Here is a 13,258-nt window from a genome sequence, read left to right on the forward strand (position 1 = left end):
CATTTGTCCCACCCCACCCAACCCAGATGGCAATAGCCCCGACGAAAAGGACCCACACTCATGTCCACCACGTTTAGCCGGTCTTCCTCCGGCGAAAAAGCACACGGCGATCTGCCGGACCTGCATAGCGACGAGCACATCGCGCAGTCCCGCGCCGAGTTCCAGATGGACCAGCTCTCAGCCGCTGACGCTGAGGTGATCAAAGAAAACCGGGCCGGTGACGTACCAGACGGAAACTTCTTGTCCTGGGCCATCACACTGTTCGGCACCGCAGTCGGCGCCGGCATCCTGTTCTTGCCCATTGATGCCGGAAGTTTCGGCTTCTGGCCGCTACTTTTCGCCACGTTCCTTGTCCTGCCGCTCGTGTTCTTCTCACACCGCACGTACGCACGCATCGTTTCTGCGTCTCCGGAGAAGGGGCTGGATGTCCTGCAGGTCGTCACAGCGCTGACCGGCCGTAAGCGGGGCCTGGCTACCGCCATCCTCTACTGGCTGGCCATCTACCCGACGGTGCTGATCTACGGCATCTCCATCACCAACACGGTGGACAGCATGATCGTCAACCAACTCAACGGGCCGCACGTGAACCGTGTCGTGCTCGCCACGATTTGCGTGGGCCTGATGACGGGTGCGTTCGCCCTGGGCAAGAAAGCAACCCTGTGGTTGGCCAACATCCTTGTCTACCCCCTCATCATCGCCCTCGCCGCGGTGTCCATCTACCTCATTCCTAAATGGGACCTCGCCGGCTTCATGGAGTACGAATCTGGCACTCCGCTGTGGAAGTCCATGCTGCTGCTTCTGCCGGTGATGGTGTTCTCCTTCAGCCACATGGCGGCGCTGTCCCAGTTCGCCCTCGACGTGCAAAAGAAGAAGAAGGGCGACGTCGCGGCCACCGAGCGCGAGGTGTCCAAGATTGAGATGATCACCGCGATCATGCTGGTGTTCTTCACGATGTTCTTCGTGTGGTCCTGCTCGCTCACCCTCGGTGCAGACGGCATGAATGAGGCCCGCGCGCAGAACATCCCGATCCTGTCCTACTTCGCCAATGTCACCAACACCCCGTTCATGGCGGTGATCAGCCCGGTGATCGCCATCTGCGCGATCGCATCGTCCTACTTCGGCCACATGCTGGGCACCGAGGAGGGAACGTCCTACCTCATCCGCGTGGCGGCTCCGGGTGTGGCGGACAGGATCAACCCGCAGGCGTTGCGCTGGTGCATCTACGTCTTCGTGTTCGTGACTACGGTGCTGGTGGCGGTGCTCAACCCGTCGATTCTGACGCTGATCTCCGCGGTCGGCGGCATCTTCGTCGCCTTCCTCGTCTACATCGTGCCCAACCTGCTGTTTAACAAGGCCACCGCGTTCAAGCATTACGCTCGCCGTCCAGACACGATCTTCGTCCTCATCATGGGCGTGATCATCATGGGCGTGACTATCTGGCAAATGTTCTAAGAAAGGACCGCTTGTGCTTCGTGCAGATCTTTCCCTCTTCCCGGACTACAAGCCCGGAAAGTCCGACGAAACAAAACTGAAGTTGTCCGCAAACGAAGCGAACTTCGGGCCCTTGCCTACCGCGCTGGAAGCCATCCGTGAATCGGCGTTGCGGGCGAACCGGTACCCCATCTCCGGCTCACCGGTGTTGCGGAAGGCGTTGGCTGATCGCCTCGGTCTGGCGGAGGAGCAGGTGGCGGTCACGCCCGGGGCATCGGCGGTGATCCAGCAGGCCGTGTTGATGACGTGTGCGGCAGGCGACGAGGTCCTCTTTCCGTGGCGCAGCTTCGAGGCGTACCCGCTCTATGCTCGCGTCGGCGGGGCCACCCCGGTCCAGGTACCGCTCGGCGAGGACGAAGCGATCGATTTGGATGCGGTTGCAGACGCAATCACAGACCGCACCCGCCTGATCATCATCTGCAACCCGAATAACCCCACTGGCCTGACCATCACCAAAGACGAGTTCACCGAATTCATGCGGCGGGTCCCGGAGGACATCGTGGTGGTGTTGGATGAGGCCTATTACGAGTTCAACGATGCCGAGGACACTCCGGACGGCGTCGAAGAAATTGTGAAGTATCCAAACCTCATTGGCGCGCGGACCTTCTCCAAGGCCTACGGCTTGGCGGGGTTGCGTGTCGGCTACGGCTTCGGCCATCCGGAGCTGATTCGCTCGCTCGGGCTAGTCGCGCTTCCGCTGACTGTCACCGAACTATCGGAGCTCGCCGCCGTCGCGTCGCTGGAGGCGCACGACGAGCTCATGGTGCGAGTGAAAGAGACGCAAGCCCAGCGCGACCGGGTCTCTGAAGAGCTCGGCGTGAAGCGTTCTCACGGAAACTTCGTCTGGATTCCAGGCGTCAACGGCGCTGAGATCGAGCAGAAGATCAGTGCCGAGGGCATCATCATCCGCAGCTACCCAAATTCGGGAGCGCGCGTGAGCATCACCGACGAGGCAGAGACCGACCAGTTCCTTGCCGCCTGGCGGCGCGCGGGGCTGCCGTAAAATGGAGCTATGACCAGCGTCTTCTACACCACGTTCTATGGCTCCACCCGCCAGTACGCCGAGGCGCTGGCCGCCCGCCTCGGCACGGTTGCGCGCGAGCTGCCCGACACCCTCGACGCTACGGGCGGCCCCGTCGTCGTACTCTCCCCCGTCCACGGCCCTTCCCACCCGGGCGTGCGATTCATCAAGTCGCTGCCGGCGATTGACCGCCCGTTGGCATTGGTGACTGTGGGCATGACGCTTGTCGACGTCGCAAGGCACGACGATGCCCCCGGCACCCTCCTCGGGGACCGCGCCGGGCAAGTGACCCGCTTCTACCTGCCTGGCAGGCTGAATTACTCGGAACTGACCAACGCCCACCGGTGGACGATGAAGGCGCTGGTGGGGGCGCTGCGGCTCAAACGCAATCGCACCGAGAACGAGCAGGCGCTGGTGGACAGCTACGGCCAGGACATCGACCGTGTGGACCTTGCGCTGCTCGACCCGGTGGTGGAGTGGGCGCAGCGCGCTTAGATGTTGCGATTAGCGGCCGAGATTCGGCAGCTGGATTGCGCCGGACTGCAGCGCGAAGTTCGCGATCAGTCCGAGCACTGCCAGGACAACGGTGGCGATGATGCCGCCCTTGATGCCCGCCTCCAGCGGCTCGGACTCGTAGTTCTCTCCGTCGAGGCACGCCTGCACGGCCTGGGCGTTGTTGGCCTTCTGCTGCGCCGCGTTCTCGGAGGAGCCGAACGCCTCGCCGACGGCCGCGGAGGTGCGCTGCACACCCGTCAGGCGGTTCAGCTCCACGCCCTCAACGCCCTGCTTTGCGACGATCTCCTGCGCCACGCTCTTCGTCCCAATGCCGTCGAGGTCGAGCTTGCACACCGGCAAATTCTTGCTGCCGGCCATGGTGTTGGAGGCGGCGTCGGCGGGGCCGGCGGCCAGCGAGACGGCCATGGTGGCGGCGAGCGCGGCAGCGGTGAACTTCTTCATGGGAACTCCTGTATAGGGGCGGGAAAACTGAGAAATGACAGTAATCAATATATCCGGCGCCTAGACGGGTGTCCGAGAAGGGCTGTCGTTGACGCCAGTGATTTGCCCCCGTGATCTCCCCGGTTATCGCCGTGCGCCGTGTTGCCTTATCATTCCTGTGGCTTAAACCACTCACGCGTTAAGGAGTACCTTTGACCACAGCGGGCAAAGAGTTCAATTTGGACCACCTCACCGTCGCCGACAAACGGCAGGTGGAGGAAAACCGGTCCGGCACCGTCCCCGACGGCGGCACCCTGTCCTGGGCAATCACCCTGTTCGGCACAGCCGTCGGCGCCGGCATTCTGTTCCTCCCAATCGACGCCGGCAGCTTCGGCTTTATCCCCCTGCTGCTGATCACCCTGTTCATCGGCCCGATGGTGTTCTTCTCCCACCGCACCTACGCCCGCATCGTGGCCGCCTCCCCGGTCAAGGGCTTGGACGTGCTGCAGGTGGTCACCGCGCTCGCCGGCCGCAACCGCGGCCTGATGACGGGCCTGATGTACTGGCTGTCCATCTACCCCATCGTGCTCATCTACGGCGTGAGTATCACCAACACGATGGACAGCTTCGTGGTCAACCAGCTGGGTGGTCCCGAAGTGCCGCGCTGGCTCATGGCCATCCTGTGCGTCGGTGCGCTCACCGGCGCCTACGCCCTGGGTAAGAAGGCCACCCTGGCCTTTGCCAACCTGCTGGTCTACCCCCTGATCATCGCGCTGGCCGCGGTGTCGTTCTACCTCATCCCCCAGTGGGACCTGGCCAGCTTCCGCTCCTACGAGTCCGACGTGCCCTTCTGGAAGGCGATGCTGCTGATCCTGCCGGTGTTCGTGTTCTCCTTCAACCACATGCCGGCGATGTCCCAGTTCGCCCTGGACGTGCAGAAGAAGTACCCGGATGACCTGGAGTCCACCAAGAAGGCCGTGGCGAAGACCGAGGCCATCACCACCGGCCTGCTGGTGGTGTTCACCATGTTCTTCGTGTGGTCCTGCACCCTGGCGCTGGGCGCCGACGGCATGGACGCCGCTCGCGAGCAGAACATCCCCGTGCTGTCCTACCTAGCCAACGAGACCCACACGCCGTTTTTGGCCGTCCTCTCCCCGATCGTCGCCCTGTGCGCGATCGCGTCGTCCTACTTCGGCCACGTCATGGGCGCCGAGGAAGGCACCACGTACCTGGTGCGTGCCGTGGCCCCTGGCGTCGCTGAGCGTATGGACCCGAAGAAGCTGCGCTGGGGCATCTACGCGTTCATCTTCGTCACCACGGTGATCGCCGGCATCCTCAACCCGTCGATCCTGGACCTGATCTCCGTGGTCGGCGGCGTGTTCATCACCTTCCTGGTGTACATCGTGCCCATGCTGCTGTTCCGCTACGCCAAGGACTACCAGCGCTACGCCAACAAGCCCGAAACCTGGTTCGTGTTCGTGCTCGGTGTGATCATCATGGGCGTGGCCATCTGGCAGATGTTCGCCTAAAACCTAGAGGTGCACGACTTCGAAGTCGCCGTGCTCGGCGAGGTACTCCGCCGCCACGGAGCGGTGGCAAACTCCGGGGTCGGGCTCTGAGCAGAGGAGGGCGGAGCCGTCGACAAGCTTGGGCATTGTGCGCTCTGAAAACTCGGCGCGCAACTGCTTTGCAAACTCGTCGAACGGTAGACCCTCCTTGCGGTACGCGCGCATGAGGTCCTCGCTGGGCGCGAGCGCTAGCTCGTGGGAGTAGCCGATGCCCGCGATGGTGTCGAGGAACCACGGCAAATCCGACTCCTTTGTGAAGCCGGCGAGCTGATTCGAATTGTGCCGCCGGATATCCACGATCCGCTTCACGCCGTTGTCCCGGAGGATGTTGAAGAATTCCTCCGCAGTTTTCTTGCTGTAGCCGATGGTGTAGAGCTGCATGTTCGCGACTCTAGTTACAGCGTTGCTTTGGGCTGCGGACTCTGCATTGCGGACAATTCCGGGCAGGCCAACTATTGGGGAATGCCAACGAAACGCGGTTTTGTAGAAGTTTGCATGCGTAACGGCGAATAAGATCTCTACCTGCGGGTTTAAATCTGGACGATCGTCCTAATTGCCGATTAGTGCAAAACCGCCCCAAAACCGCCCCAGATCCCGCGCCGGGCGCCTGCGTCCAAAGCCCCTTAACTACACTGCATAACCATGACTGAGGCGACCCCGCACCGCTATACGGCCGAGCTGGCCAACACCATCGAGCAGAAGTGGCAGGCGTACTGGCGCGACAACCAGACGTTTTACGCCCCGAACCCGGTCGGCGACCTTGCTACCGGCGAGCTCCTCCCGGACGACAAGCTCAACGTCCAGGACATGTTCCCCTACCCCTCGGGCACGGGCCTGCACGTGGGCCACCCGCTGAGCTACATCGCCACGGACGTGTTCGCGCGCTACAACCGCATGTTGGGCAAGAACGTCCTGCACACGCTGGGTTACGACGCCTTCGGCCTCCCCGCGGAGCAGTACGCCATCCAGACCGGCACGCACCCGCGCGTGACCACCGAGGCGAACATCGCGAACATGCGCCGCCAGCTGGCCATGCTGGGGCTCGGCCACGATCCGCGCCGTTCCGTGGCCACCACGGATCCGGAGTTTTACAAGTGGACGCAGTGGATTTTCCTGCAGATTTACAACGCCTGGTTCGACGAGGACCTGCAGAAGGCCCGCCCGATCGAGGATCTGGTCAAGGACCTCATGTCCGGCGCCCGCACCACCAAGGACGGCCGCAACTTCCGCGACCTGACCACGGAGGAGAAGCACAAGGCTATCGACGAGTTCCGCCTGGTCTACCTCTCCGACTCCATGGTCAACTGGTGCCCGGGCCTGGGCACGGTGCTTGCCAACGAGGAGGTCACTGCCGAGGGCCGCTCGGAGCGCGGCAACTTCCCGGTCTTCCGCAAGCGCCTGCGCCAGTGGATGATGCGCATCACGGACTACTCGGATCGCCTGCTCGACGACCTTGACCTGCTCGAATGGCCCGAAAAGGTCAAGAGCATGCAGCGCAACTGGATCGGCCGTTCCCGCGGCGCGGACGTGCACTTCGCCTCCCCCGCCGGCGACATCACGGTCTTCACCACCCGCCCGGACACCCTCTTCGGCGCGTCCTACGTGGTGCTTGCACCGGAGCATCCGCTTGTCGACGAGCTGGTCACCGCCTCCTACCCCACCGACGTGGACAGCCGCTGGACCGGCGGCGCCGCCACCCCGCGCGAGGCAGTGGATGCCTACCTGCGCTCGATTGCCGCGAAGTCCGACGTGGAGCGCCAGGAGAACAAGGAAAAGACCGGCGTGTTCCTCGGCTCCTATGCCGTGAACCCGGTCAGCGGCGAAGAGGTGCCGATCTTCATCGCTGACTACGTGCTCACCGGCTACGGCACCGGCGCCATCATGGCGGTGCCGGCGCACGACGAGCGCGACTACGAGTTCGCCTCCGTCTTCGGCCTGCCCATCACCCCGGTGCTGGACGGCGACGTTTCCGAGGCGGCGTTCACCGGCGACGCGGAGCACATCAACTCCGCGAACGAGGACGGCCTGGATCTCAACGGCCTGGGCAAGGGCGAGGCTATTGAGCGGGCGATCCTTTGGCTCGTCGATAGGCAGAGGGGCTCCGAGAAGATCCAGTACAAGCTGCGCGACTGGCTGTTCGCCCGCCAGCGCTACTGGGGCGAGCCGTTCCCGATCGTCTACGACGAGAACGGCCAGGCGCACGGACTGCCCGAGGACATGCTGCCGGTGGAGCTGCCGCAGGTGGAGGACTACAACCCCGTCGCTTTCGACCCCGACGACGCCGACTCCGAGCCCGCCCCGCCGCTGGCCAAGGCCACCGACTGGGTCGAGGTCGAGCTGGACTTGGGCCACGGCAAGCAGAAGTACTGGCGCGACACGAACGTGATGCCGCAGTGGGCCGGTTCCTCCTGGTACCAGCTGCGCTACATCGACCCGACGAACGACCAGGCGCTGGTGGACATCGAGAACGAGCGCTACTGGACGGGCCCGCGCCCCGACGAGCACGGCGAAAACGATCCGGGCGGTGTGGACCTCTACGTCGGCGGCGTCGAGCACGCGGTGCTGCACTTGCTGTACGCCCGCTTCTGGCACAAGGTGCTGTTTGACCTGGGCTTTGTCACCTCGCAGGAGCCGTACCGCCGCCTGTTCAACCAGGGCTACGTCCAGGCCTACGCCTACACCGACTCGCGCGGCGTGTACGTCCCGGCCGCCGAGGTGGAGGAAAAGGACGGCAAGTTCTTCTACAACGGCGAAGAGGTCAACCGCGAGTACGGCAAGATGGGCAAGTCCCTGAAGAACTCCGTCGCGCCCGACGACGTCGTGGAGGAGTACGGCGCCGACACCCTGCGCGTCTACGAGATGTCCATGGGCCCGCTGGACACCTCCCGCCCGTGGGCGACCAAGGACGTCATCGGCGCGCACCGCTTCCTGCAGCGCCTGTGGCGACTGGTGGTGGACGAGGCCACCGGCGAGACTTCCGTCGTGGACACTGCGCTCACCGACGAGGACTCCAAGGCCCTGCACCGCACCATCGCCGGCGTGCGCGACGACTACGAGCACCTGCGCGACAACACCGTCGCCGCCAAGCTCATCGAGTACGTCAACTACCTGACCAAGACCTACCCGAACGGTGCGCCGCGCGCCGCCGTCGAGCCGCTGGTGCAGATGGTCTCGCCGCTCGCGCCCCACATCGCCGAGGAGCTCTGGTCGGTGCTGGGCCACTCCGAGACCATCACGTTCGAGCCGTTCCCGGAGTTTGCCGAGCAGTGGCTTGTCGACGACACCGTCGAAGTCCCCGTCCAAATCAACGGCAAGGTCAAGGCGCGCATCGACGTCGCCACCGACGCCTCCAAGGACGACCTCGAGGCCGCAGCACTTGCCGACGAGCGCGTCACCGACCTCATCGCCGGCAAGAACGTGGTCAAGGTCATCGCCATCCCGGGCCGCATGGTCAACCTGGTGGTGAAGTAGGGAGCTTGGGACTCTGGCCCCAATTTATTCACCCGCCCGACGCCTCCGAGTGAATTAGTTTCCCTTGGACGGTCGGATAATTCACTTTCCCGAGGTAGCGTCGGACCCCGTTGCGGGGTTGTTCACTCGGCGATGAACTATTCCGCACCGGCGCCGACACATCGCGGCTGAATCTGTCAGGCGGGCCCTATCGGCCCAGGTCGGCACAAATGGCGGCCGCAATTTGTCAGGGGTCCTTCCCGTTCAGCGGCCGGGCGGTGAATAGATTCTCACCTTTTGTGCGAACGCACATTCGCGTCCCTCTGGTGTAGTTTGTTCGACCACGATTCCTCACTTCGCGGTTTTTTTGAAGTGTTCTACGGCACATTTGGGGGAAGCCGAGATCCATAACGCATCACGCGGTAGAGGAGGGACACCGTGGCTGAGAACCAGACGCTACAACGACCAACACCCGAGGTGAAAAGGCCTGAGGAGGCCGGAGACTCCGCCGGGGTCGGGAAGATTGCGTTTTCTTCCTTCGTAGGGACCGCCCTCGAGTGGTACGACTTCTTCCTGTTCGGCACCGCCTCAGCGTTGGTGTTCAATCACCTCTTTTTCGCAACACAGAGCCCGACAGTCGCGCTACTTTCGTCGTTCGCGACCTTCGGCGTCGGCTTCCTTGCGCGTCCGTTTGGGGCGATCCTTTTCGGAAAAATGGGTGACCGGTACGGACGCCGGCCTGCGCTGATCCTCTCGATCGTCGTCATCGGAGCGGCGACCGGATTCATTGGTCTTTTGCCAACGTATTTCACTATTGGCATCGCCGCGCCGATTCTTTTGACCCTTGCGCGCTTGGCTCAAGGAATCGCAGTTGGTGGTGAGTGGGGCGGGGCGACAACCCTGGCGCTTGAACATGCACCTGAAGAAAAGCGCGCTCGATACGCAGCGTTAGTCCAGGCTGGATCTCCAGTCGGCACGCTGTTGTCGTCAGGCGCGTTCGCGCTGGTTTTCCTTCTGCCAGCTGAAACGGTGGACTCTTGGGGTTGGCGTCTACCGTTCCTTGCAGCCTTCCCGTTCTTGCTGGTGGCGCTAGTTATCCGCATGCAGGTGGAAGAGTCGCCGGTTTATCAAGCGTTCGCAGATGAGGCGGAACAGGAAGAAAAGCAACAAGAAGGATCGGTTCGGCTGTTGCTGTCCCAGTCCGGTGCTTCCGTGTTCTGGGCAGTCTGCGCGTCATTGGTCGGCATCGGCGGATTTTTCATCATGAGCACCTATGTGCTCAGCTACGGCACGAACGAGCTGGGTGTCGATAGGCAGCCGATGGTCAACGCCACGCTGCTCGGTGCACTAGCTCAGCTGACCACACTGCTCATCTTCGGGCGGTTGGGTGAGAAAGTGGGCGCCGACAAGATTGTTGCCTGGGGTGGAATTGCCACAGTTGCCCTTGCTGTTCCGTTGTGGGCCATGGTCAACACGGGCAACATCGTTTGGATCACGCTGGCGATCATTCTGGGCTTATCCGTCGTAACCGTTCCGTACTCAGTAGTGGGCGTGGTTCTTACAGAGCTGTTTCCGGTCCAGTACCGCTACACCGGGGTGGCTCTGAGCGCGAACATCGCCGCCGCAATATCCGGGTTGTTGCCTTTCCTTATTACCTGGTTGAACACGTTTGCAGACGGTCCCTCGATCTGGCCGGCTGCCGGTGTCCTTATCGGAATTGGTGTGCTGACCGCGGCGGGAGGGTTCGCAGCTCGTCGCCATATGGCCTCGGACAACGTCGTATCAGCGTCGTAGCGACGGATTAGTTCACCCGCCCGATGCCTCCGAGTGAATTAGTTCCCTTTGAGCGGTCGGACAATTCACTTTCCCGAGGTCGCGTCGGACCCCGTTGCGGAGTTGTTCACTCGGCGATGAACCATTCCGCGCCCCTCCCGACACATCGCGGCTGAATCTGTCAGGTGGGCCCTATCGGCCCAGGTCGACACAGATGGCTGCCGTAATTTGTCAGGAACCCGTCCACCGCGACCCCGCCCCGACTCCGCCCGCCGCCCGGGTCTGTGGCTGGTGTGACTGATAACATCCCGAGTGAAAGTTACCCACCAACACGAAGGATAAACACATGTCCACCCCTTACAACGGCGGCGGGTACGAGCCGTACCCGGAGCACCCGGAAGGCAGCCACCCAGAGAACGGCGCCGGCGGCTACCCGGCATACGGCAACACCGGCGACCAAGCCGGCGGCTACCCGGCATACAGCGCCGAAAACCCCCAACACACCCAAAACACCTACGACGCGTTCGAGGTGAACACGGCGGCGTCGATGGCTGGCGCCTCCGCGCTGCGCTTCCACGGCCAGCAGCTCACGGACAACGCCCCCGGCGATGGCGCGTCTCCGCACCCGATCAACGACCCGGCGTCGAATGGCTGGTTTCACGTGAAGGGCAACGGCAAGCTCGAGATCATGGAGGCGCTGAGCTGGGGCGGCAAGGCGCTGTTCGCTAACCCGAAGCTGTGGATCCCGCTGGGTGTGGCCTACACGTTGTTGGCTGTGGCGGGCCAGTTTTTGCCGGGCGTGGGGGCGATGATCGGCGCGGTCGGCATGCTGCTGCTCGCCCCGTGGATGGTGGGTGTGGCGTTGCAGCAGACGCTGGTGAAGCACTTCACCTACAACGACGCGAAGGCGCCGGCGTACGGCAAGACGTTGGGTGTCGCGGCGCTGCTCGGCGTGGTGGCTTCTATCGTCTCCATGATCCTTGTCATGGTGCTCGCGTTCGGCGCGCTGACCACCATTGATCCGTCTACGTTGCCGGATAACCCGGAGAGTGTCTCGCCGGAGGAGATGTGGAACCTGGTGCGTCCGATTTTGGGCGCGCTGGCCGTCACGACGTTGATCACCCTTTTGGTCCTGCCGTTTTTCATGTTCCAGGTGTGGTACGCGGCGGATAATAACGGCTCGTTCGGCAACGCGATTTCCGCTGGTTTCAAGGCTGGCGCGGCGAATTACCTGAAGATTTTGGGCTTCGTGGTGCTCGCCGGGTTGATCAACATCGTTGGTGCGGCGCTGTTTTTCGTCGGCCTGGTGGTCACGCTGCCTGGCACTATGTTGGCTGCGGCGCACGCGTACCGCCAGATTTCCGGCGGTCCGGTGCCCAAAGAAGCTACAGCGTAACGACGGCGCGTCCGCTGCCCCGACCTTCCAGCAGCGCTCGCCCAACTTCTTCCACGCCATCCAATCCGACTTCTTCGGTGCGGATGGCGTTGGTGTTGACGGACTCGTCGAGAAGCGCCCACGCCTCGTCGCGCAGCGTGTTCGGCGCGTCGACGGAGTTGATGCCCACGAGCTGCACCCCGCGCAGGATGAACGGCAGGACGCTGGCGGGCAGGTCGTTGCCGGCGGCCATGCCGCACGCGGTAGCCACGCCGCCCCACTGCAGCTGCGACAGCGCGTTGGCCAAGACGGTGGAGCCGACGGTGTCCACCACGCCCGCCAGGCGCGCCTTCTGCAGCGGCTTGCCGGCCTCGGCGAATTCGGTGCGGTCCACAACCTCTGCGGCGCCGAGTTCCTTCAGCCAGGCGCCATGCTTATCGACGCGCCCCGTCAACGCCCACACCTCATACCCCCGTGCCGACAGGAGCTGCACCGCGATGGATCCGACGCCGCCGGTGGCGCCGGTGACGAGCACGGGGCCGTCGAGAGGCGAAAGCGCGACGCGCTCCAAACCTGCGACCGAAAGTGCGGCGGTGTAGCCCGCGGTGCCGATCGCGGCCGCCTCGAACGCGGAGAAGCGCTCGGGCACGCGGGTGACATCTTTAGCGTCGATACGCATCTGCGGGGTGTAGCCGCCGTGGCGGCGCTCACCGATGCCGCGGCCGTTGACGGTGACCAGCGTGCCGTCCTCGAGGGTGCCCACCGCGTCGATGCCCGGCACCCTTGGCAGTTCCCGCAGGATGCCGCGGTTGCCGGACAGCGCCATCGCGTCCTTGTAGTTCACCGACGAGTGGCTCACGTTGATCAGGGTGTCGCCCTCACCCGCGAACGCCGCTTGCGGCTCTATGATCTCCGGTCCATTTTCAGTGACAATCAAGCTGCGATTCATGGCCGCCAGCATAGGCGCACAGGCTGATGTCTGCGGACAGTTTAATCTGGTGTCATGGTTTCCGTGCGGCCGACGACTAGGGTGCTGAAGACGCTCAACGGATCTGACAAACTTCCCCCGCGAACTGCCGCGGCGTACCGATGTGCAACGCGAGTCGACGATCCAGATACGCAGGTCAACTACCTGCGGGAGGCGGTTTCACACGCCCAAGAGGAGCTCGCATTAGCCACCTACATTCAGAAGAGATTCGACCAGGGCATCTTCGAACGGCACCGCAGTTTCGCGGATCCCATCTTCGAGTCGCGCGACACGGCGCGGCCAGCTGGCGCGGCGCTGTAGTGCACGCGGGAGGCGAGTATGCCTGGCTTGTCTATGTGTCAATCCACGACCACTTCCACTCGGAAGTGAAAGCTGCATTGCAAGGTATGCGGCGGGCCGGCACACTTGGACCGTCTTCTTTGGACGAATTGATTCTTCAGCAACAGCAGGCCGAGGAAGCAAGACTTGTTTTCAAGATGCAGGCTCTATCGCAAGTTTTAGCTTCGATTAAGGAGTCGGTCGCGGGTGGCGGGCGGTCCACTTTGCGGCTTGACGGTCTCGAGGTCCAAATCGAGGTCGAGACCATCCCGTATGAAGATTGGGACGTTGAACGTGCCCACCTTGAAGTGGGTTGCGTCCCTTAGTGTGGTGTAACG

At 63.1% G+C, this 13,258-nt stretch carries 11 protein-coding genes; 8 read left to right on the forward strand and 3 right to left on the reverse strand.

Annotated features, from left to right (window positions below; translation table 11 throughout):
• The first annotated feature begins 60 nt into the window (after positions 1-60).
• Genes HMPREF2791_RS01055 through HMPREF2791_RS01065 form a run of 3 tightly spaced genes read left to right on the forward strand, consistent with a single transcriptional unit; the run spans position 61 to position 3,007 of the window.
• Positions 61-1,452 (forward strand): aromatic amino acid transport family protein, encoded by a 1,392-nt coding sequence (locus HMPREF2791_RS01055; protein ID WP_070843871.1) that lies wholly within the window; start codon positions 61-63, stop codon positions 1,450-1,452.
• Between the two features lie 13 nt (positions 1,453-1,465).
• Complete coding sequence (locus HMPREF2791_RS01060; RefSeq protein WP_070843872.1) at positions 1,466-2,494, forward strand: histidinol-phosphate transaminase; 1,029 nt, start codon at positions 1,466-1,468, stop codon at positions 2,492-2,494.
• 9 nt (positions 2,495-2,503) lie between these two features.
• Positions 2,504-3,007, forward strand: coding sequence for a flavodoxin domain-containing protein (locus HMPREF2791_RS01065; protein WP_070843873.1), 504 nt, complete (start codon positions 2,504-2,506; stop codon positions 3,005-3,007).
• A gap of 9 nt (positions 3,008-3,016) precedes the next feature.
• On the opposite strand, the gene HMPREF2791_RS11980 is transcribed toward HMPREF2791_RS01065, so the two are convergent.
• Positions 3,017-3,469: a hypothetical protein gene (locus tag HMPREF2791_RS11980; RefSeq protein WP_070843874.1), complete on the reverse strand. Its 453-nt coding sequence runs from the start codon at positions 3,467-3,469 to the stop codon at positions 3,017-3,019.
• Between the two features lie 191 nt (positions 3,470-3,660).
• Here HMPREF2791_RS11980 and HMPREF2791_RS01075 point away from each other — a divergent pair, with 191 nt between their 5' ends.
• Positions 3,661-4,977, forward strand: coding sequence for an SLC5/6 family protein (locus HMPREF2791_RS01075; RefSeq protein WP_083290098.1), 1,317 nt, complete (start codon positions 3,661-3,663; stop codon positions 4,975-4,977).
• Between the two features lie 3 nt (positions 4,978-4,980).
• Here the strand turns inward: HMPREF2791_RS01075 and HMPREF2791_RS01080 are convergent, their stop codons facing one another.
• Positions 4,981-5,397, reverse strand: coding sequence for a DUF488 domain-containing protein (locus HMPREF2791_RS01080; protein ID WP_070472284.1), 417 nt, complete (start codon positions 5,395-5,397; stop codon positions 4,981-4,983).
• 261 nt (positions 5,398-5,658) lie between these two features.
• Between HMPREF2791_RS01080 and leuS the strand changes: the two genes are divergently transcribed.
• The 3 genes from leuS (at position 5,659) to HMPREF2791_RS01095 (ending at position 11,635) form a co-directional block, all read left to right on the forward strand.
• Positions 5,659-8,487: a leucine--tRNA ligase gene (gene leuS, locus HMPREF2791_RS01085; protein ID WP_070843875.1), complete on the forward strand. Its 2,829-nt coding sequence runs from the start codon at positions 5,659-5,661 to the stop codon at positions 8,485-8,487.
• Between the two features lie 417 nt (positions 8,488-8,904).
• The gene (locus tag HMPREF2791_RS01090) at positions 8,905-10,260 is read left to right on the forward strand and encodes an MFS transporter (protein ID WP_371335873.1); all 1,356 of its coding nucleotides are present in this window, start codon (positions 8,905-8,907) and stop codon (positions 10,258-10,260) included.
• 325 nt (positions 10,261-10,585) lie between these two features.
• A complete protein-coding gene (locus HMPREF2791_RS01095) occupies positions 10,586-11,635 on the forward strand; it encodes a hypothetical protein (RefSeq protein WP_070843876.1) in 1,050 nt (349 codons plus the stop codon).
• On the opposite strand, the gene HMPREF2791_RS01100 is transcribed toward HMPREF2791_RS01095, so the two are convergent.
• Complete coding sequence (locus tag HMPREF2791_RS01100; RefSeq protein WP_083327850.1) at positions 11,625-12,563, reverse strand: acrylyl-CoA reductase family protein; 939 nt, start codon at positions 12,561-12,563, stop codon at positions 11,625-11,627. The genes HMPREF2791_RS01095 and HMPREF2791_RS01100 overlap by 11 nt on opposite strands.
• 54 nt (positions 12,564-12,617) lie before the next feature.
• On the opposite strand from HMPREF2791_RS01100, the gene HMPREF2791_RS01105 reads away from it, so the two are divergent.
• Positions 12,618-12,902, forward strand: a complete 285-nt coding sequence (locus HMPREF2791_RS01105; protein ID WP_070472274.1) for a hypothetical protein — start codon at positions 12,618-12,620, stop codon at positions 12,900-12,902.
• Positions 12,903-13,258: the final 356 nt, after the last annotated feature.

Origin of the sequence: Corynebacterium sp. HMSC034A01, assembly GCF_001838175.1 — a bacterium.
Lineage (GTDB): Bacteria > Actinomycetota > Actinomycetes > Mycobacteriales > Mycobacteriaceae > Corynebacterium.